This window comes from Tistrella bauzanensis, assembly GCF_014636235.1.
In the GTDB taxonomy this organism is placed as follows: Bacteria; Pseudomonadota; Alphaproteobacteria; order Tistrellales; family Tistrellaceae; genus Tistrella; species Tistrella bauzanensis.
The window spans coordinates 13,564-34,652 of sequence record NZ_BMDZ01000058.1 but is presented as its reverse complement, the minus strand read 5'-3'; the positions used below and the strand labels follow the sequence as shown (position 1 = coordinate 34,652).

The following is a 21,089-nucleotide window of genomic DNA, read 5'->3' as shown; positions in this document are numbered from 1 at the left end:
TTGACCCCGTCTGCGAGGCTGCATAGCCTCATCAACCAGCGACGTCCGCCGAGCCCTTTTCAACATCGGGCGGGACATCCCCCGAGAAATCGTGCACGAGCTTGTTGTCTGCCCGCAGTGTGGCGCCGGGCGCGTAGAAGTCGTCGACCGGCGTCGCGCGCATTTCGGCGACCACCGCGTTGGTCTCATCCGTTCCGGTCGCGGCAACGGCTTTCAGATAGTGCAGCACCGACGAATAGACCGAGGCCTGGGGTGCTGTGGGCATGGCGCCATGCAGATCGAAGAAGCGCTTGGCGAAGGCCCGGGTCTCGTCATTCAGATCCCAGTACCAGGCGGTGACGCCGGTCAGGCCCTGTGCGGTTTCCAGCCCCATGCCGTGGATGTCGGTCAGGAACATGAGTTCCGCCACCGCCCGCTGCGGTCCGCCGTTCATGCCGAACTCGTTCCACTGCTTCATCGAGGTGACGAGCTGGGAACCGGCATTGGCGAAGGCGACGACATCGGCGCCCGAGGCCTGGGCCTGAAGAAGAAACGAAGCATAATCGGTGTTGCCAAGCGGATGAAACACAGCCCCCATCGAGGTGCCGCCCGCCGCCGCGAGCGCGCTTTGCGACTCCTTGACCATGTTCTGCCCGAACGCATAGTCGGCGGCGATGAAGAACCACTTGTCCTGGCCCTGCGCCACCAGTTTGCGGATCGGTCCGCTGACCAGATTGTAATTGTCGTGCAGCCATGCGAGGCCGGTCGGGGAGCACTGGCTGCCGGTGATGTCGGTGGTGCCGACCGCGGCATAGATGACCAGCTTCTTCTGATCGCGCGCGATGGACTGCACCGCCAGGGCGACGGCCGAGTTGCCGACATCCACCACCATGTCGACCCCGTCGGCCTCGTACCACCGGCGCACCACCTCGACGCCGATATCGGCCTTGTTCTGGTGGTCGGCCGACACGACCTGAACATTGAGTGACGGCGTCATCGCCTTGAAGTCTTCGAGCGCGAGCCTGGCCGCCACCACCGATCCCGGGCCGGCCAGATCCGACAACGGCCCCGACTGATCGTTGACGATGCCGATCTTGACGACATCTCCCGAAATCTGCGCGGCCGCGGGCGCGGCCGTCAGCCCCACCGCCGAAACAGTCATCGCGGCGGCGGCAAACAACCGGCAGGTCAGATCGCGTCTTTTCGACGCGGAAGCGCCGTCCTTCTGCATTTTCATGTCGTGGTCCCCCTGTGTCGTTCCGTCTTCGCAGTCTTCCCCTGCGGTATAAGCTCGCCGGCAAGTTGACCTTGCGTATTGATATCAGACGATCTTACAGGAACGAGGCTACGGGGGCGGTATCATGTCCACAAGGGCGGATTTCCGTCGTTTTCTGCCATCGACGGACATGGCGTTGAGTTTTTTCTTCGCCCATCTGAACTGGACGATATCAGCCGAAGATTTCCGCCGCGTGCATGAGGTCGGTGTATTCCTTCACCCGGGCGATCCTGCCGTCGCGGAGTGTGAAGAGCATGTGGTAATCGTTCTCATAGACCTGACCGGTCCTGGTCACGGCATGGGAGCGGATTTCCGCCGCCACGCGATCGCCCTCGGCGATCATGTCGAGAACGTTCATCTGCAAGCCGCCGTCGAGCAAGGCATAGAGGCCGGGCCAGATCACGGCCATCTCGGCCTTGGTCCTGGTTCCTGAACCGGCGAACAGATGCGGCTTGCCGTTGATCCACCATGTGGCGTCGCCGGTCATCATGCCCAGCGCCTCGTCGATGGCGGGTCGCCCGAAGAGGTCGCAGAAGTCCTGGACGACCCGTTTGTTCCGTTCGGCGCTCATATGCCGGCCTTTCTTGAGGGTGAGGGGGCGAGGCTTACGGATGCCGGTCGGTGGGTCTGTCCAGAAGCCACCCTGGATATTCCACAGGCAGCCGGCTGACCGCGTCGAGATCCGCCAGATCGGCATCATCCAGTTGAACCCTGGTCGCATCGATGTTTTCAGAGAGCTGTTCGACACCTCTGGCGCCAATGATGACGCTGGTCACGACCGGCTGCTTCAGCAGCCAGGCCAAGGCGACCTGCGCCGGGCTGCATCCGTGCTTCCGCGCCACGCGCCCCAGGATGTCGATCAGGGGTTCGCCGCGGGTGCGATCGATCGGCGGGAAATCCAGGCCGTCCAACCGGCCCCCGCCGTCGCCGCCATGTCCTGAATATTTGCCGGTCAGATAGCCACCCGCGAGCGGGCTCCAGACCATCAACCCGACACGCTCCGCATTGAGCATCGGGACGAGTTCACGTTCCAGATCGCGACCGACGAGGCTGTAATAGCCCTGCAGCGATATGACCGGGGCGAGGTTTCGCGCCTGTGCGATGCCGATCGCCTTCATGATCTGCCAGGCAGCCCAGTTCGACACGCCGACATAGCGGACATCCCCCGCGCGAACCAGCACGTCCAGCGCCTCAAGCGTTTCCTCGATCGGCGTCGCCGGGTCGACGGCGTCGCCGGGTCGAATTCATGAATCTGGTAGAGGTCGATATGGTCCAGGCCAAGCCGCTGAAGGCTGCCGCGGCACTGGCTCAGGATATGTCGGCGCGACCCGCCGCAGGCATTGGGGCCGTCTCCGACCGGTGCGGCGACTTTGGTCGCGATCACCACGTCATCCCGCGCGACGCCCAGATTTCTGAGCGACTGGCCGACCATCTGCTCGCTGCGGCCGTCGGCATAGGTGTTGGCGGTATCGATGACATTGATGCCTGCATCCAGAGCCGCCCTCACCAGGGCGTCGGCATCGTCCTGGCCCAGTCTGCCGACCTGACCCCAGATGCCGTCACGGCCGCCGAAGGTCATCGCCCCGAAGCAGAATTCCGAGATGAACAAGCCGCTATTGCCAAGTCTGCGCATGCGCATGATGGGCATGGTCTCCGTCTTGAGGGATGGCCTCGACCCGGCAGGCGGGCCGGAGGCCATGTCGGCGTTTTCAGCTGTCCCTGACGATCAGCTTCCTGCCGCTATGCGTGCCGTCGAACAGGGTGATCAATGCCGCGGGCAGGGCATCGAACCCGTCGATGAACTCTTCGCCATATCGGATCCTGCCGTCACGGACCAAGGGCGCCATCTCGGCCAGGAATTCCGGGAAGCTGTCCAGGACATAGGGAATCGCGAACGCCTTGATGCTGACGAACCTGTAGTGGATCAGGGTGATCAGCCTCGGCAGATAATTCGTGCCGGTCGGCAGCTCGGTCTCGCTATAGTCGGCGATCGTGCCGCAGAGGGTCATCTTCGCGTCGGTGTTGAAATATTCCATCAGCACCGGGAAGATCGGCCCGCCGACATTCTCGAAGAACGCATCGATGCCATCCGGCAGGGCGCGCCTGACCTGATCCTCGACGTCCGCGGCCTTGTAGTCGATGGCCGCATCCAGGCCGAGTTCGTCCGTGAGCCGGGCGACCTTGGCGGGTCCACCGGCAACACCCACCACGCGAAGCCCGCGCAGTTTCCCCAACTGAGCCGCGGTGGAGCCGACCGCGCCGGCCGCGCCGGTGACCACCAGCGTGCCGCCGGGCTTGAATGCGTGAAGCTTTGTCATCCCGTACCAGGCGGTGAACCCGGTCAGGCCGAGCGGGCCCAGCGCGGTCGACAGCGGTGCTGCGTCGGGATCGAGCTTGCGGATGTCCGAGCCGTCGGACAGCGCATATCGCTGCCAGCCGGACCAGGACTGAACAGGATCGCCGACCGCGAAATCCGGGTGTCTGCTCTGTTCGACCACGCCAACCGTCGGCCCCCCCATCGGATCGCCGATGTTGATGGCCGGCCATTCGGACGAGCCGTTGCCCATCAGGTTGCGCTGATAGGGATCAACCGAGAACAGCCGGTTGCGAAACAGAACCTCGCCGTCTTTGGGCGAGGGTATGTCCGTGTCCACGACGTTGAAATCGCTCAACCGGGCCATGCCATCTGGGCGGGCCGCCAGGATGATCTGTCGGTTCGACATGTGTTTCATGGGGAAAATGTCCTTCAGGAACCCGGAATGATCCGTGGTCGGCCGGACCCGCGACGGGCACTGCCCGGCCCGCCGGTGCCTTGGCATTTATTATGTGTTGATCAGCACAAAAATAACTAAACGCCCCACTCGATGGAGTCAACGGCTTTATGTAATGATCGATGCAGAAATTATGACGGTCACGCGGTCGGCATCATCCGCCGATCGGTCTGGCCCATGGTCGCCTGCTGATACCGCGCTGCAGGCCGATCACCACCGCAAGGAGGCAGGGAAGGAATGTGACGGTCACGATCGTCGAGACGATGATGCCCGACAGCATGACCGCGCCCAGCCCGCGATAAAGCTCGGTGCCGGCGCCCGGAAGGGCGACCATCGGAAGCAGTCCGATGACATTGGCATAAGTCGACATCAGGATCGGACGGAGCCGGAGCCGCACCGCGTCCTGCACGGCCTCGACCGTGGATCGACCGGCATCGATCCCCGCATAGGTCTCCATCACGATCAGGATAGGATTGTTGACCACCGCGCTGAGCAGCACGAGAAATCCCAGCAGGGTGATCATGTCGAATGGCTGATCGACCCTGCCGAGGCCCAGAGTCTCCAGAACAGCACTCATGCCGTTGAGCAGCGCCAACCCTAGAATGCCGCCCGCGGCACCGAGCGGAACCGTCGTCATCACGAAGAGGGGACGCCCCCAGTGCCGGAAGACGGCCACCAGCATGAAATAGGACAGGACGAGCCCGAGCGCGAAATTCCCGAACAGCGACTGACGCGTCGCGTCCAGCTGATCGCTCGCGCCGGTGATGTCGAGCGTCACGCCGTCCGGAACCTCGCCGGCCGCGATCATGTCGGCCATCAACTCTTGACGAACACGCGCGATACCCGTCTCCAGTGCCACCGAGCGGGGCGGCACGATGCTGATCGTCACTGTGCGGCGCCCGTCCACGCGCCGGATATTGTCGGTGTCGACCGACCGTTCGAAGTCGGCCAGCGCCGAGACGGGAAGCACGCCGCCCGACGGGGTCGCGATGGGCAGATCCCGGAGCATCTCAAGGCGCTCGGCGCCGCCGGTGCTGCTGAACAGATAGATGTCGACGCGGCGGCCATCGAGAATCATCTCGCCGGCGAAGGCGCCATCGCCGAGGGCTGCGACGGCGTAGCCGAAACGGTCGGCATCGAGCCCGACTTCGGCGAGGCGGTCCCATCTGGGGCGCAGTTCCAGCATCGGCTGATCGAGGCTGAGCGCGCCCGGCTCTGAACTCACCTGCGCCTCCTGGAAAAGCCGCTCCGCGCGGGCATAGGCCGCACCGGCGACACGATAGACCTCTGCCAGATCCTGCCCGGCGACCTCAAGATTGATGCTGCGCGTGCCGCCATCATCCCCCGATATGACCGAGCCGCGCGAGGTGGCGGCGCGCATCCCCGGAACCGCCGTCATCCGCTCTTCAAGTGCGCGGCGCAGCCGATCGAGTTCGGACGGATCGCTGGGATCGGTCACCACCGTGATGCCCTGCGCGCTCACGAACATCGCGAACGTATTGATGCGGGGAAAGCCGGGGGCAGGCCCGGCGTCTTCGGGGCCGTTGCCGTCGATCTGCCGCCGCAGATCCACGATCAGTGCCCGGGCCACGCCGTCCATTTCGGTCAGGCTGTAGCCGGGAGGTGCCACCATCTGGGCGAAGATCCGTGTCTCCTCTCCCTCTGGCAGATAGTCGGCCGGCGGGGTCAGAATGACGAGGCCGAGCCCGGCGGCCAGCATCGTGCCGCAGATGACGGCCGTGCAACGCGCGCGCGAGCGCGTGAACCAGCCGAGCCTGCGCCCGACCCGGTCGAAATGGTCCTCGCCGACGGCAGGCGCACGCGCCTCCGCCCGCAGCCAGCGCGCGGCAAGAGCCGGCACCACCGTCACCGCGACGACGAGCGATGCGATGACCGCCGCGACGATCGCGATGGCGATGTCCGAGAAGATTTCCCCGGCCTCCTCCTCGATGAAGAAGATGGGCAGGAACACGATCACGGTGGCCACCGTGCAGGCCAGCACCGCCGGCCAGACCCGCCTGACCCCTTCGACAGCCGCGGCGAACGGGCCGAACCCGCGTCTGCGGGCCTGATCGATGCTCTCCAGCACCACGGCCGCGTTGTCGACCGTCATGCCCAGCGCAAAGGCGATGCCCGCCAGCGAGATGACGTTCAGCGTGCGGCCGGTCAGCAACAGGCCGACAAAGGCGGCAATCGTGCAGATCGGAATCGCCACGACACCGATCGCGGTGGTTCGCGCCGAGCGCAGGAACACATACATGATGCCGGTCGCAAGCAGGGCCCCCGCCACCAGCGCCTGCCATACGCTGACCACCGCCGCCTCGACATAGCGGGCGTCTTCACTGAAAAGGGTGATGTCGAGACCCGCCGGCGCAAGGACATCGCGCCGGGCGGCCTCGATTTCCGGCAGGACCGCATATTTGGTCTGGATAACATTCGCGCCCGCCTCGCGGCGCACCGCGAGAAACAGCGCCGGATCGCCATTGTGAAATGTCAGCGCCTGCTGCTCGAAATGCTCAAGGCGTACCTGAGCCACATCCGCCAGACGGGTGATCGTGCCGCCGCCTTCGTCGATCACCAGGCTTGCGATGCTTGCCACATCCCTGAACCGCCCGATCGCCCGCACCAGAACCCGACGTTTGCCGCTCTCCAGATCACCGCCCGACGTGTCGATGTTGCGTGCCCGGAACGCATCGCGAACCGCACTCATATCAAGGCCGCGCTGCGCGAGGCGTTCCGGATCGATCACGATGCGGACCTGACGCTCGGCCCCGCCATTGATCTCGACCAGCGCCACGCCGGGCACCCGCTCGATCCGCGGGCGTACCTCGTCTTCGACGAAGTCGCGGACCATCGCCAGATCGAGTTGCTGCGCGCTACCGGCTTTGGGCGCGATCGCGAAATACATGAACGGCTCTTCCGAGGCCGACATCGTCGACAGCGCCGGCGGGTCGACGTTCTCCGGATAGCGCGACACCTGGCTCAGCGCATTGCTCGTCCGCAGCAATGCCTCGTTGATGTCGGTGCCGAACGGAAAGTCGAGCTGGATCCTCGCCTGCCCGGAGGTTGCGTTGGAGATGATCCGGCGCAGGCCGGGCAGCGTCCTGAGATGCTGTTCCTGCTCGATGAGGATGTCCTGCTCGATATCCTGGGGCGTCGCGCCGGGCCAACTGGTCTCGACGACGATCGTTCGCGTCGAGACGTCGGGGATCATCTGCACCGGCACACTGAACGCGGCCATGATGCCGAGCACACACAAGGCAAGGACGGTGACGGCGATCAGGTTTCCCTGTCGCAACAGCAGATCGAAGCTCATCGCGGTAACTCCCCCCCGGCAGCGGCCCCCCCGGCAGCGGCCCCCCCGGCAGCGGCCCCCCCGGCGGCGGCCCGCGCGATGGCGGCCGACTGCCCGTCCTCCAGGGCTTCGTTGCCCCGGACGACGACGTGGTCTCCGATGCGCAGGTTTCCGGATACGGCAACCTGATCACCCTGTCCATACAGGGCCCGGACGGTCCTGCGGCGCGCGACGGAGATGCCATCCGCCTGTTCGATGACGAAGAGGCTGTGCCCGCCATCGGCCTGCCGCAGCAGCGCATCGCGATGGACCGCGAACAGGCCCTCCATCGGCGGCATGGAAATTTCCGCGCGCGCCGACATGCCGGGCAGCAGGCGCGCGTCCGGATCATTGATCAGCAGACGCAGCAGGAAGGTGCGCGCCCGCGCATCCACGACCGGCACCTTGGCTGCGACCCGTGCGGGCAGCGCGGTGCGACCAAGCGCCTCGGAATAGACCCGGATATGCGCGCCATCGCCGATCTGCCCGTATCGTTCCTGCGGTACGTGCAGATCGAGGCGGACCCGATCGGTTGCCACCAGTCCGAGCACCGATGTTCCGAGCGCCACCCATGCGCCGGAATCGGTCAGCCTCTCGGTGATGACGCCCGAGAACGGCGCCGGCAGATGATGGCGCGAAACAAGCTCCTCCTGCTCGCGCACCGTCGCGCGCGCAGATCCTTCCGCGGCTTGCGCGATAGCGAGATCGGATTCACGCGCCTCGACCTGCGACCGGGCGATGACGCTCTTCTCGCCGAGCCCTCTCGCGATCGCCAACTGCCGCCCGGCCTCGCGGCGAACGGCTGTCGCCTGCTCCAGTTGCGCGCGTGCCCGTTCCAGCACCTGTCGCGAGACGTCGGGGTCGAGGTCCAGCAATCCCTGGCCGGTCTCCACCCTGTCGCCGGCATCGACATGGACCTGCGACACAAGCCCGTCGACGCGGGGAGACAGTTGAACCTGACGCTCGGCGGTCACCGATCCCGAGATCGACAGCACCTCGCCGAAATCGGCCGGCCCGACACGTTCGGCCGAGACCGAGGCCGCCGGGCGCTCGCTGTCCTCTGGTGCCGGTTCGCGGCAACCCGCGAGCACCAGACCGGCAAAGGCGAGACAGGCCAGCCAGACCTGATGCGACCGACCGCGCCGTGCCGAACCGGGTGGAGATCGTCGCGGGTCGGCATGTACAGTGTTGTGCGGAGAGACAGCCCGCCAGTGCCTGCGCACACTGATCATCGACCTGCCGTTGGCTGCGTCCTGCGCAGATTGCGTGCTCATGATCATCTCCGGCCTGGCCGTTATCCTGTGCCGGAAGAAAAAATACTGACAATTCATTGGCGTCGCTAATCGCATTGCCGGGAGACCACGACGATGCCCCGCACACCCCGAATTTCCTCGCGAAAACAACCCCAACAGGCGCGCTCGACCGACCTCGTCCGCGCTATCCTCGACGCGGCGGTTCAGGTTTTGGCGGCCGAGGGCATGCAGCGTTTCACCACCGCGCGCGTCGCCGAGCGGGCCGGGGTCAGTATCGGCTCGCTCTACCAGTACTTCCCGAACAAGGCGGCGATCCTGTTCCGGCTGCAGAGCGATGAATGGCTTGAGACGAGCGACCTGCTCCGCACCATCCTGGAGGATCGCCGTATGCATCCGCTCGACAGGCTGCACACGCTGGTTCATGCATTCGTGCAGTCGGAATGCGACGAGGCAGCCGTGCGCGGGGCACTCGACGACGCCGCGCCGCTTTATCGTGAGACGCCCGAGGCACAGGACATAAAACGATCCGCCGATCTGGCGACCAGTGCGTTCATGCAGGAGGCCTTACCCGACGCCCCCGACGAGGTGCGCGCACTGGCCGAGGGCGTGATCTTCAGAACGCTGTGGTCCGTCAGCAAAAGCTTCTCCGACACCCCGCGCACCCCCGCCGAGATCGAAGCCTATGCCGACGCCATGGCCGCGATGTTCTGCGCCTATCTCAAAACGCTTCAGGCTGGGTGAGGGTGGGTGCCGGCCTTGGCCCATACCACCACCTTCACATGGACAACAACCTCGGCCATCACCTGAAGCAGATCGTCTCCAAACCCAAGCCCTTCTCCTGGACCGCCGATCCCGACGCCATCATCGCCGCTGTCAGGCGCGGGCATCAAACGCTGGATTCGCACCGGAAGGACCGGCCGTGAGCCTCACGGCGAGACGCTTCAAGAAGTACCTGCGGGGTACGCGGTCGCTACAGCTTCATGGCAATTTTCGTCGCAGATTCATCTGCGGCCTTCTCGATATCCCGAGGTGTTCCCAGCATTGCCGGCAGACCCTTCACACGTTCGTAGATCGCGGCCTTCAACTCGTCCCTGGTCGGGCGCGGCGTGAGATTCCGGAGATTAGAGATCGCGTGCTTGAGTTCCGTGGTATCGCTGGGGTGCGACGTGAACCACGTTGGCCTGGAGGCCCAGCACTCGATGGCTTGCAGAATGTCTTGTCGCATGATTGCACTGTTCCTCGTTGCGTGCTGGCGGGCGGGGCTCAGCTTTTGCCGGGAACGATGTACACACCGATCCGCTCGGCCAGATCGATCACTCGCAGCAACCGCGCGACCTCGACGGTCGAATGCACCTGCCCGGCCAGCTTGCCCTTGTCGAAAGTCTTCAAGCCGGCCGTATGGGGCACGTCGTGAAAAACCGTCTCCATCAGCGCACAGTCCATTGTCGTGCCGCCGTACAATGTGGGAATCGGCTGGCCCTGGTCATCCTGAATCGGACTGAAACGGGCATTGCCCCGCATGCCGGGGTTGAACTGATCCGCGCGGTACTGATCCTGATGCACGCGGTGCAGAACCTGCCCCTCGGGCAGTTCCGTCAGCGTGGCGTGCAGGCTCTCCGGCGGCACCGGCGTCGCGGACGTGGCCTCGTCGGCAGGTTTGGCGGGCGCGGGCGACCTGACGCCGCGCCTGCTAGCCATGCGCGACCTCTGACACGTCGTCCAGCGCCGCCTCGATCACCCGCTCCGGCGCCGTCGCCAGCAGATCCTGCGGGCGCTTACCGCCCAGAAAGCTGTTGTCGGAGCGGAACCAGTAGGCCATGCCCCAGCCGTCCTTGTGCCCGGCGAAAGCGTCGATCACCTTGGCCATCGCCTTGAGCGGCCGGAAGCCCGCTTCGCGGTCCAGGCCGTAACCGGGGAAGTAATCGACCCCGTTATGGGAGATGGCGAAAATCAGTCCCTGCTTCTTCCACTTGTTGGGCTGCGCGCTGGGATTGCGGGTACTCAGCCCCGCCAGTTGGGCGACCTCGGCGGCAGTCAGCCAGTCGCCGCTCTCCAGTACCGCCTTGCGGGCCTGCACCAGCATGGCCGCTTCCTTGAGCAGCCGAGGGGATGGAGGTCTGCGCGGCACCAGCACCTCGACCAGACGTTCCAGCGATTCGCGGTCATGGCGCTCCAACAGTGCCCCGAACATCAAAGATGCGACGTTGGTGACGTTCTCCGCCAGCGCCTCGAAGGCGGTTGGCTTGATATGATCGAAGGTCAGCACCAGCACATGGTCGGCATGCGACCGGCCCAGCCGAGCCTGCACGTCCTTGGGGGTTCCGATCAGGGTCGAGACACCCGCATGTTCTGCGACAACGCTCATGATGCTCTCCTGATGAGATATTCAAGTTATTAACTTCTATCATATCCTTGATAACCCATCAATCTGAACCCGCGACCTCACCGACGGCCATGGGGTGCCAACCAGACATATCCATCAAACCGGCTGCGGCTCACACTCCCTGCCCGGGCGATACGCCGGATAAGCAGCATGACGGCTGCTGCGCCCCCCCCTCACCCCAACGGCAACACCCGCGAATACTTCACCTGCCCCAGCGCGAAGCTCGATTCAATCGAGCCAACCCCGTCCAGCTTGGTCAGGCGGTCGCGGAGGAAGGCTTCATAGGCGGCGAGGTCGGCGCAGACCACGCGGAGCAGGAAGTCGCGGGCGCCGGTCATCAGGTAGCATTCCATCACCTCGGGCCAGGCGGTGATCGCGCGGGCGAAGGCGTCGAGTTCGGGGGCGCGCTGGCGTTCCAGCTTGATCGAGATGAACACCGAGACCGGCAGGCCGACGCTGTTCTGGTTGACCAGCGCCGCATAGCCGGTGATCACCCCCGCCTCTTCCAGCAGGCGGATGCGGCGCAGGCAGGGCGATGGCGACAGGCCGACGCGTTCGGCCAGGGCCTGGGCGGTCATCCGGCCGTCTTCCTGCAGGGCCTTCAGGATGCGGCGGTCGATCGGGTCCAGATCCGGTTTGGTGGATATCGCCATACGGATGCCCTTTCCTGACAGATAACTGCGTGCAGTGTGGGTATCGAGCCAAAAATAGGCAAGAACCGGCGCGCGCCCGGGTGCAGAATAAGGCTTCCGGACGATGACGGGAGAGACCGCATGACCAGGATCGCTGCCCGGATGGCGGGCGAGACGCGCGACGACACTCATCTGGCGATGCTCGATGCGCTCAGCCGCAAGGCGTTGTGGCTGTCGAACTGGATGATCCACCACGCGAACCACATCCGGCCGAACGCGTCGGGTGTGAAGGTGGGCGGGCATCAGTCGTCCTCGGCCTCGATGACCGCGATCATGACGGCACTCTATTTCGATGTGCTGCGCCCGGAAGACCGGGTGGCGGTGAAGCCCCATGCCGCGCCGGTGTTTCATGCCATCCAGTATCTGTTCGGCCGCCAGACGCTCGACAAGCTGAAGGCATTCCGGGGCCTCGGCGGCGCGCAGTCCTATCCGTCGCGCACCAAGGACACCGATGATGTCGACATTTCGACCGGATCGGTCGGGCTGGGCGTGGCCTTCACTGCCTTCGCGTCGATCGTGCAGGACTATATCCGCGCCAAATCCTGGGCGCGGCCCGACATGCCCGAAGGCCGGATGATCGCCCTGGTCGGCGATGCCGAGCTGGATGAGGGCAATGTTTATGAATGCCTGCTGGAAGGCTGGAAGCAGGGCCTGCGCAACACCTGGTGGGTGATCGACTATAACCGCCAGAGCCTGGACGGCGTGGTCCGCGAGGGGCTCTATGACCGGATCGCCGCGATCTTCAAGGCCTTCGACTGGCGGGTGGTGACGATCAAATACGGCGCCCGCCAGCGCGCCGCCTTTGCCGAGCCCGGCGGCGAGCGGCTGCGCGCCTGGATCGATGCCTGCCCCAACGGCCTGTATTCGGCGCTGATGTATCAGGGCGGTGCGGCGTGGCGCGCGCGGTTGCAGGATGATCTGGGCGACCAGGGCGATGTCAGCGCGCTGATCGCGCGCCGCGACGACGCCGAACTGGCCGATCTGATGGCCAATCTGGGCGGCCACTGCCTGGAAAGCCTGCTCGACGCCTTCCACGGCATCGACGACGACCGGCCGACCGTGTTCATCGCCTATACCGTCAAGGGCTGGGGCACGCCGCTGGCCGGCCACAAGGACAACCATTCCGGCCAGATGACGGAAGCGCAGATCCATGCGCTGCGCGATGCCATGGGCGTGCGCGCCGGCCATGAATGGGCACCGTTCGAGGGGCTGGGCATCGACGAGGCGGTGTTGCGCGCTTTCCTCGACCGGGTGCCGTTCAATACTGGCGCCAGTCGGCGGCTGAGCGCCGCACCGGTGGCGGCGATCGGGCCGCAGGCGGTTGGTGGCGCCTCCACACAGGCGACCACCTCCACCCAGACCGCCTTCGGGCGGATCATGGACGCGATCGCCAAGACCGACACCGATCTGGCCCGGCGCATCGTCACCACCTCGCCCGATGTCACGGTCTCGACCAATCTGGGCGGCTGGGTGAACCGCCGCGCGCTGTTCGCCGCCGACGAGATCGCCGACATCTTCCAGCGCCAGCGCATCCCCAGCGCCCAGAAATGGCATTTCTCCCCCCAGGGCCAGCATATCGAGCTGGGCATCGCCGAGATGAACCTGTTCCTGCTGCTGGGCGCCGCCGGCCTGGCCCACGAGTTGTTCGGCGAGCGCCTGCTGCCGGTGGGCACGCTGTACGACCCGTTCATCTCACGCGGGCTGGATGCGCTGAATTATGCCTGCTATCAGGATGCCCGCTTCATGGTGGTCGCCACCCCGTCCGGCGTGTCACTGGCCGGCGAGGGGGGCGCGCATCAGTCGATCGCCCAGCCGCTGATCGGCATGAGCCAGGACGGGCTCGCCTCGTTCGAGCCGGCCTTCGCCGACGAGTTGGCGGTGATCATCGACTGGGGCTTCAGCCATATGCAGCGCACCGGCGCCAAGACCCCCGATCCGGTCAGCTTCCTGCCCGATGCCGCCGGTGGCGCCGTCTATCTGCGGCTCTCCACCCGGCCGGTCGACCAGCCACGCCGCGCGATGACGCCCGCGCTTGCCGATGCCATCATCACCGGCGGCTATTGGCTGAAGGCGCCGGAGCCGGGCTGCGAGGTGGTCATCGCCTGCCAGGGCGTGGCGATGACCGAGGCGGTGGCGGCGGCCGGGCTGATCGGCGGTGCCCGGCGCAATGTCGCGGTGCTGGCCGTCACCTCGGCCGACCGGCTGCATGCCGGCTGGCTCGCGGCGGAAAAGGCCCGGGCGGAGGGGGCCCGGGCGGAGGGAGCGATGGACGCCGTCTCACCGGTTGAGCGCCTGCTCGATCAGGTGCCCGACCATGCCGGGATCGTCACCGTCATCGACGGCCATCCGGCGACGCTGGCCTGGCTGGGCGGGGTCAACGGCCATCGGGTCGCGGCGCTGGGTGTCGACCATTTCGGCCAGACCGGCACGGTCGAGGATCTTTATGCCCATTACGGCATCGACGCCCAGGGCATCGCCGCGGCGGCGCGGCGCTTCACCCGGGGCCGGCGGCGGCGCGGCTGAGCCGCCACCCTTCCGTCGTCACCCGCCCGTCTTGCCACCCCCCGCCCTCATCAGGCCGGATCGATGTCGACCATCACCGGCACATGATCTGATGGCTGGGTCCAGCCACGGGCGTCCTTCAGCACGCTGGCGCCGCGCACGCGTGGCGCCAGCCCGCCATCGGTCCAGATATGGTCCAGCCGGCGCCCGCGATCGGCCGCCGCCCAGTCGCGGGCGCGATAGGACCACCAGGAATACAGCTTGATGTCGGGCGTGATCACCTGGCGCACGACATCGGTCCAGGCGCCGGCCGCCTGAACCCGCGCCAGCTTGTCCACCTCGACCGGCGTGTGGCTGACCACCTTCAGCAACTGCTTATGGCTCCAGACATCGGTTTCCAGCGGCGCGATGTTCAGGTCACCCACCATCACCCGCGGCGTGGTGTCGCCGGCAACCGTGGCGCCCCAGTCGGTCAGATCGTCCAGGAAGCGCAGCTTGTGGGCGAATTTCACGTTCAGCGCGGGATCGGGGATGTCGCCACCCGCCGGGACATAGAAATTATGCACCACCATGCCGTCGGCCAGCCGCGCCGAGATGTGGCGGGCATCCTCCACCCCGCCCCAGAAGCGGTGGCCGGCGGGCTCGATCGGCCGCTTCGACAGGATCGCGACACCGTTATAGCCCTTGTCGCCCCGGTAAAGCACATGCTCGAAGCCCAGCGCCCGCACCGCCTCCATCGGGAAGTTGGCGTCGTCGACCTTGGTTTCCTGAAGGCAGACCACATCGGGGCGGGCCTCTTCGACCACGCGGCCGAGCAGGCCCAAGCGCAGGCGCAGCGAATTGATGTTCCAGGTGACGAGGCGCAGACGGTCGGTCATCGGGGGCACATCCTCTCAAAGATCATCCAGCGGCCGGGCCGCGATCTTCGCGGGCGCGACTGCCAGAGACAAGAGAAGAGTGAGCGCGGCCAACAGTCAGCCGGCGCCAGCCCCCGCCTCGTTGCGGAAGGCCAGCGGCGCGCGACCGGTCATCGCCTTGAAGGCGCGGGTGAACGCGCTGGTCTCGCTATAGCCCAGATGCAGGGCGATCAGGGTCACCGGCATGGCGGTCTCGGTCAGCATCACCACCGCCAGCCGCCGGCGGACGGTGTTGCGCAGATCGGCGAAACTCACCCCGCACTGATCCAGCCGGCGTTGCAGGGTGCGGGCGCTCATCCCCAGGTCGGCGGCGACATGCTCAAGCTCGATCGGGGCGGCGCGGCACATCGCCTCGGTGATCCAGGCCTCGATGCCGCCGGTGAAATCGATCCGCGCGGTGCGGGTCGCCAGATCGTCGGCCAGCCGCGCCACCACCTGATGGCAGGCGCGCGGATCGGCGGTGGCGATGGGGGTCTCCAGCCAGCGCGCCGGAAACACCAGCGCATTGCCGCCGGCACCGAAGCGCACCGGGCAGCCGAAATGATGCCGGTAATCGGCCGCGTCACCATCGGGCTGATGGCGGAACTCCACCCAGCTTGCGGAAAATCGCGGCCCCAATAGCCATTTCAGCACGTCATGCTTCAGCGCCAGGGTGAAATTGGCATCCTGGACCCGCTCATGCACCGTCGGATCCTCGATCTCATAGCTGACCCGCGCCAGATCGCCCGAGACGGCGCACACCGCCCGGCTGTTGTCCTGGGCCGTGGGCAGATAGCGGCAGAATTTCTCCAGTGCCGCACCCACGGTCTGGTCGCAATGGAACACCTCGCCGATGCCGCCCAGCCGGCGGATGTCGAAGGCCCGGCCGAAATCGAGCCCGAAGGTGGAACTGCCAACCTCGGACGCCGCCGCCTCCAGGGTGGCCGTGAAGCTGGCCAGCGGCAGAACCGGCTGCACCCCGCAATCGGGATCGCCCGACAGGCCGATGCGCGCGAACACATCTTCCGGACGACCGCCCTTCGACTTGATAACCGCATGCAGGCCGTAAATGGCACCCGTGGTGATGGTGCCGAATTGATGGGATGAGATCATGACCCGGACCCTTGTCAGAACGGAATTTTTCTTGGCCGTTCTTGTTCAGGATGCGGATCACAAGGCAAATTTTGTGCCAATACTTGAGGCCCGCAAAGCCGCCGGTCCGCGGCCGATCACCTCAGATAAAATGCATTTATTTTATGCAGCGATCACCATAGCGGCAAATCTGCACTCAAAACAGGCATATTTCCGCGAGCAGCGGTGCCGGCACCAGCAGTGTCACGGCACCGATCGCGGCAATGGCGACACCCAGCCCCACGCGCAGATGGCCGGCATGCAATCCGCCCCTGCGCGGATGCCCCACCCTCCGGCCATGCCCGGCCAGTGCGGCAATTCCATAGGCGCTGCCAGCCACCGCCGGCATGGTGCCGAGCGCGAAACCGGCCATGACCAGCGCCCCTCCGGCCGTGCTGCCCGACAGCAGGGCGGTCAGCAGTGCGGCATAGACCATGCCGCAGGGCATCAACCCCCAGATCGCGCCCATGGCGAAGCCGCCGCCGCCCCGGCCAAGGGGCCGCGCATATTGTCCGGTGAGCTGGCTGGTCAACCGGCCGATCGCCCGCGCCCAGCCATCGAACAGCCGCGGCCCCGCGCCGATGCCGGCCAGCGCCGCCCCCACCCACAGCAGGTTGGCGGCGGCCAGCACCCGCAGCAGTTGATTGGCGCCCGCCAGATCCAGCAGCCCGGCCAGCGCCCCCGATCCGGCGCCGACCGCGCCACCGGCCAGGGTATAGGTGGCGGCGCGGCCAAGCTGGATCTGCATCAAGGCCCCGGCGCGGGCGCGGGCGGTGCCGCCAGGATCGGCGGCGATCAGCGTCGCCGAGGCGATGCCGCCGCAGATCCCCGCGCAATGCAGGCTGCCGGCCAAACCCAGCAGCAGCCCGCCCATGAAGGTCGGCATGGTCGACATCGGCGCCCCTCCCGGCCTGGTTCACCGCCCCCCTGCCCGCCGTCTCAGCCGGCGGCGTTGGCGCAGCAGCTCGCGGCATTCACCTCCGGCGGCAGATCCAGGCACGGGTTGCCGTTGAAGAACCCGGCCGGCATCAGCTTGAAGCCGGTCATCACGCAGGGCTGGACGGGGAAATCCTCCACCCGCACGGGATGGTGCAGGCCGAAGACATGCCACAGCACGATGTCGGTGTTCTCGACCGGCCGGTCCTGGGCCACGAAATCAACGATGCCGCCGGCGCCGGTGGAATGGTTCATGTACTCGCCGGCCGGATAGCGTTCTTCCGGGTCATAGGCGGTGACCCAGACATGGTTCTGCACAAAGCCGGCGCGCTGGCCCGATGGCGAATTCGGCCGCACGAAGGGTGTCACGCAATTCGGCGCGTCCAGCTTATAGGCAACCGGCGTGCCGGCATGATTGGTCTTGTCGGGGTTGATGATCTTCCAATAGCGATGGCTGGCCGGGTTGGCGCGGCGGCAGGCCTCAAGCTCGGTGCGCAGCACGGTTTCCGCCTCGTAGAAGCCGTTGCCATAGGGGTTGTCGGGGCCTTCCTCATCGGCATAGGTGTTGCACTCGACGATGCTGTTGGCATCCCCATCCACCGCCATGTCCAGCCGGGCGCAGAAGATGTGCTGGTGGATGTGGCCGACCACGCCCGGCGCCACCTCGCGGCCATATTTCGGTGGCTGGCCGGGGATGCAGGCGGCGGTGTTGATGATGCCGGTCGCCTTCATCTCGAATTCGATCGTGCCGTCGATGTGCAGATACCAGTAGAGCGCGTATTCGTAATTGCCCACCGTGCAGATGCACGACACCACCAGCTTGCGGGCGCGGCGCACCTCGGCGCGGTTGGTGCGGAAATCCCAGTGCTTCCACAGCAGGCCGCTGTCCTCCTCGTGGATGCAGATCGCCTTCTCGATGGTCATGACCTCGCCGGTCATGGTGTTCAGATGCGCGTCCAGATATTCGATCGCGCCCAGGCAGTCGCAGCCCAGCTTCAGCGAATTGGCCAGCTTGCCGATGCCATACTCGCCGATATCGAACACGTTCTTGCGGAAATGGCCGTTATCGGGGCTGCCGTAGGGCACCACCATCTCGACCAGCGAGGCGCGATGCACGATCGGCCGGCCGCCATACGAGATGTCGTGCAAGGTCAGCCCCTCGCGGGCATTGAAGCCCACCACCAGCGACCACTTGTCCCAGACCAGCCGTGATCCGTTCAGGGTGAAGCTCACCCCCTCGGGCTGCACGACATTGATCGGCTTCAGCCCGGTGCGGAAGCTGTCGCGGAATTCGGTCTCGTAATTGTGCTCGGTCATCGGCACCGGCACCACGCCGTAATCATCGACCCGGATCACCGCGCTGGTCTTCAGATCGACGACCGCGTTCACGCCCTCGATCGGATGGGCATAGAAATTCTCGTTCTCGCGCAGCCGCAGCCACGCGAATGTGTGGCAGAGATGGCGCCCCTCCTCGCCCGGTACCGAGAAATTGCCCGCCGACCAGGGATCGACACAGACCATGGCCATGTCGGTGATGCCACGCTTGGCACAGGCCGCGATGAAATCGGGGCTGGCCTTCACGATGTCCTCGATCGCCATGAACTGTTCAAGCTGGATCATCGGCCGCGCATCGGGCAGCTCGACCGCCGAGGTCAGCGCGCCGGCATCGAGATCCACCACCACCCGCACCACACCGATCCGTTCCGGATGAAACAGATTGGCCCGCGCCTCACGCGGCACCGACGCGCCGGCCCGCAGGCTGGCCTTGTCGGGCTCTTTCAGCTCGATGGTCTCGAAATACAGGCCGGCCAGCCGCGCCTCGCCGCGGATCACCGCGACCGCCTTCAGGATCTCGGCCGGCGACAGCGGCGCCAGCGGATGGGTGATGACCGGCGCCGTCGCGGCGGGGGCGTCAGCGTGACAGCAATCCATGGAGGGAAACTCCTTCAGGTAACGGAAGCGGGGGGCGGGTAACGGAAGCGGGGGGCGGGTAACGGAAGCGGGGGGCGGGTAACGGAAACGGAGGGCAGGGGGCGGGGGCAGGCGGGGGTATGGGTGGGGAGGGAAGGTCAGGCGACCTCCTCGAAGGCCCGGCCGATGCTCTGATAGACTGCGGGGCGGCGGTGGCGCAGGCGAAGCGCGATGCCGGCGCCCGCCAGACCGATGGCGGCGATGATCAGCGGGAAACCGGCCACGATCATCGAATCCGAGCCGCTGACCAGCTCGACATTGCTGATCACCAGGATCAGGCAGATGCCCAGGCCCAGCATCGCCAGCGCCGGCGCCACCAGCCGGTGCCAGAGGCCGACGCCGCGGCTGTCGGCGCGGAAGAAGCCCAGCACCGCCAGCGACACCAGGATCTGGATCACCAGAATGCCGATGCTGGCGAAGGTGCTCATCCAGGCGAAGACGATCGCGAAGGGGTCGAGGCCGGTCAACGCGAACAGCGCCACCGCCCCCAGCGCCAGCCCGGTCTGCACCTTCCCCGCCACATGAGGAGACTGGTGATCACGATGGGTGGCGGCAAGGCCCGTCCAGGCCAGCCCCTCGCGGCCGATCGCGAAGAAATAGCGGTTGATGGTGTTGTGGAACGACAGCGCGCAGGCGAACAGGCTGGTGATCAGCAGCACGTTCATGACCAGGGTCACCGATGGGCCGAGCAGCGCGTCGGAGGCATCGAAGAACAGGGTGGCGGTGTGTTCCGCCGACACGGCCGCGATCGCCGAGGGGCCGTAATACTGGGTGATCGCCCAGGTCGAGAAGGCATAGAAGCAGGCGACCACGATCACCGCCACATAGGTGGCGACGGGAATGGTGCGCTTGGGGTTGCGGGCTTCCTCGCCGAAGATCACCGTCGCCTCGAAGCCGATGAACGAGGCGACCACGAACACCAGCCCGATGCCGAGACCGTCGGCGAAGATGGCCGAAGGCGTGAACGGCACAATGGTCAACCCCTCGGGCACCGCGCCGCCCGCCACGCCACCACCACCGATGCCGGCGGCCACGATCGCCAGATCCAGCACCAGCAGAATGGCGATTTCCGCGAGCATGCAGATGCCGAGCAGCTTGCCGCTGAATTCGATCTTGCGCACCCCGCAGACATAGACCGCAAGGCCCAGCGCACCCGCGAACGCCCACCACGGCACCGCGATGCCCGACTGGGCGGCGATATCGGCCATGAAGAAGCCGAACAGCCCATAGACCGCGATGTCGATGGCGTTATAGGTGGCGAGCGCGATCAGTGCCCCGCCCACCCCCACGGGCTTGCCCAGGCCATGGGCGATGAACGGATAGAATCCGCCCGCCGAGCCCACGAAGCGGTTCATGGTGGTGAAGCCCACGCTGAACAGCAGATACAGCGCGCCTACCAGCAGATAGGTGCCGGCAACACCGGCGCCGTTGCCGAAGGCGAAGGCCGCGGGCGAGGCGCCGACCACGGCGGTCAGCGGTGCGGCGGCGGCCAGCACGAAGAACACGATATGCGGCACGCCGACGGCATCGCGGCGCAGGCGGCCGCCCGGTGCCGCAACGGCGCTGACATCCGGTGTGCCGGCACCGCCGGTTTTGGCTGCGCCGGCTTCGGTTGCGATGGACATGAGACCCCCTTGTCGTCCGGTACGCGGGCCTCCGGCTCCCCCGGTGGGGCCTGCGCACCCATGGACGGGTCGTTGTGCGACGGGGGCGGGCGGCAGGCTCCCCAGCCCGGCGCCCGGCCGCTGTCGCGACCCTTATGACGACAAGCTTCCCCCCTATGCCGCACCGCAACTTGACCCTGCACGACAATCGGGAATCCAGGACGACATCTGGCCGATCCACGGTTTGTAACCGTCCGCACTGCAATATCGGCTGGTAGCCCTCACACTCAGTGCCGCCCCTGGCGCTGTGCCCCCCCAACTTTGGTGGCGCGACGTCAAACCGCATTTGAAGTGGCTTTAC

General features: G+C 66.1%; 17 protein-coding genes and 1 pseudogene. 3 read left to right on the top strand and 15 right to left on the bottom strand.

The window, feature by feature from the left end; translation table 11 throughout:
• Positions 1-31: 31 nt before the first annotated feature.
• The 6 genes and pseudogenes from IEW15_RS19610 to IEW15_RS19585 all read right to left on the bottom strand — a co-directional run bounded on the left by IEW15_RS19610 (position 32) and on the right by IEW15_RS19585 (position 8,634).
• Complete coding sequence (locus IEW15_RS19610; protein ID WP_188581083.1) at positions 32-1,216, bottom strand: ABC transporter substrate-binding protein; 1,185 nt, start codon at positions 1,214-1,216, stop codon at positions 32-34.
• Between the two features lie 211 nt (positions 1,217-1,427).
• Complete coding sequence (locus tag IEW15_RS19605) at positions 1,428-1,826, bottom strand: nuclear transport factor 2 family protein (RefSeq protein ID WP_188581091.1); 399 nt, start codon at positions 1,824-1,826, stop codon at positions 1,428-1,430.
• Between the two features lie 34 nt (positions 1,827-1,860).
• Positions 1,861-2,894 (bottom strand): annotated as a pseudogene (locus IEW15_RS26615) (aldo/keto reductase).
• A 70-nt stretch (positions 2,895-2,964) separates the two neighbouring features.
• Entirely contained in the window at positions 2,965-3,978 is a 1,014-nt protein-coding gene (locus IEW15_RS19595; RefSeq protein ID WP_268237183.1) for an NADP-dependent oxidoreductase, read from the bottom strand.
• A 202-nt stretch (positions 3,979-4,180) separates the two neighbouring features.
• Complete coding sequence (locus IEW15_RS19590) at positions 4,181-7,342, bottom strand: efflux RND transporter permease subunit (RefSeq protein ID WP_188581080.1); 3,162 nt, start codon at positions 7,340-7,342, stop codon at positions 4,181-4,183.
• The gene (locus IEW15_RS19585) at positions 7,339-8,634 is read right to left on the bottom strand and encodes an efflux RND transporter periplasmic adaptor subunit (RefSeq protein WP_229708345.1); all 1,296 of its coding nucleotides are present in this window, start codon (positions 8,632-8,634) and stop codon (positions 7,339-7,341) included. Before IEW15_RS19585 ends, IEW15_RS19590 begins: the two co-directional genes overlap by 4 nt.
• 93 nt (positions 8,635-8,727) lie before the next feature.
• Here IEW15_RS19585 and IEW15_RS19580 point away from each other — a divergent pair, with 93 nt between their 5' ends.
• On the top strand, positions 8,728-9,354 hold the full coding sequence (locus IEW15_RS19580; RefSeq protein WP_188581078.1) for a TetR family transcriptional regulator: 627 nt from the start codon (positions 8,728-8,730) through the stop codon (positions 9,352-9,354).
• 38 nt (positions 9,355-9,392) lie between these two features.
• Complete coding sequence (locus IEW15_RS19575) at positions 9,393-9,536, top strand: hypothetical protein (RefSeq protein ID WP_188581093.1); 144 nt, start codon at positions 9,393-9,395, stop codon at positions 9,534-9,536.
• A 47-nt stretch (positions 9,537-9,583) separates the two neighbouring features.
• Here the strand turns inward: IEW15_RS19575 and IEW15_RS19570 are convergent, their stop codons facing one another.
• From IEW15_RS19570 to IEW15_RS19555, 4 genes are all read right to left on the bottom strand, one after another.
• A complete protein-coding gene (locus tag IEW15_RS19570; RefSeq protein WP_188581077.1) occupies positions 9,584-9,838 on the bottom strand; it encodes a hypothetical protein in 255 nt (84 codons plus the stop codon).
• A 38-nt stretch (positions 9,839-9,876) separates the two neighbouring features.
• Positions 9,877-10,311 (bottom strand): RES domain-containing protein, encoded by a 435-nt coding sequence (locus IEW15_RS19565; protein ID WP_188581075.1) that lies wholly within the window; start codon positions 10,309-10,311, stop codon positions 9,877-9,879.
• On the bottom strand, positions 10,304-10,978 hold the full coding sequence (locus IEW15_RS19560; protein WP_188581073.1) for a hypothetical protein: 675 nt from the start codon (positions 10,976-10,978) through the stop codon (positions 10,304-10,306). The genes IEW15_RS19565 and IEW15_RS19560 overlap by 8 nt, the downstream gene beginning before the upstream one ends.
• Positions 10,979-11,169: 191 nt before the next feature.
• Complete coding sequence (locus IEW15_RS19555; RefSeq protein WP_188581071.1) at positions 11,170-11,649, bottom strand: Lrp/AsnC family transcriptional regulator; 480 nt, start codon at positions 11,647-11,649, stop codon at positions 11,170-11,172.
• Positions 11,650-11,769: 120 nt separating this feature from the next.
• Here IEW15_RS19555 and IEW15_RS19550 point away from each other — a divergent pair, with 120 nt between their 5' ends.
• Positions 11,770-14,211, top strand: a complete 2,442-nt coding sequence (locus IEW15_RS19550; protein WP_229708343.1) for a transketolase — start codon at positions 11,770-11,772, stop codon at positions 14,209-14,211.
• A 50-nt stretch (positions 14,212-14,261) separates the two neighbouring features.
• Here the strand turns inward: IEW15_RS19550 and IEW15_RS19545 are convergent, their stop codons facing one another.
• From IEW15_RS19545 to IEW15_RS19525, 5 genes are all read right to left on the bottom strand, one after another.
• Positions 14,262-15,068: an exodeoxyribonuclease III gene (locus IEW15_RS19545; RefSeq protein ID WP_188581069.1), complete on the bottom strand. Its 807-nt coding sequence runs from the start codon at positions 15,066-15,068 to the stop codon at positions 14,262-14,264.
• A 96-nt stretch (positions 15,069-15,164) separates the two neighbouring features.
• Positions 15,165-16,199 carry an AraC-like transcriptional regulator QhpR gene (qhpR, locus tag IEW15_RS19540; protein WP_188581067.1) on the bottom strand — a complete coding sequence of 345 codons (1,035 nt, stop codon included), beginning with the start codon at positions 16,197-16,199 and terminating at the stop codon, positions 15,165-15,167.
• 175 nt (positions 16,200-16,374) lie between these two features.
• On the bottom strand, positions 16,375-17,112 hold the full coding sequence (locus IEW15_RS19535) for a sulfite exporter TauE/SafE family protein (RefSeq protein WP_188581065.1): 738 nt from the start codon (positions 17,110-17,112) through the stop codon (positions 16,375-16,377).
• Between the two features lie 44 nt (positions 17,113-17,156).
• Positions 17,157-19,085: a primary-amine oxidase gene (locus IEW15_RS19530; RefSeq protein ID WP_188581063.1), complete on the bottom strand. Its 1,929-nt coding sequence runs from the start codon at positions 19,083-19,085 to the stop codon at positions 17,157-17,159.
• Between the two features lie 137 nt (positions 19,086-19,222).
• A complete protein-coding gene (locus IEW15_RS19525) occupies positions 19,223-20,749 on the bottom strand; it encodes an APC family permease (protein WP_188581061.1) in 1,527 nt (508 codons plus the stop codon).
• Positions 20,750-21,089: the final 340 nt, after the last annotated feature.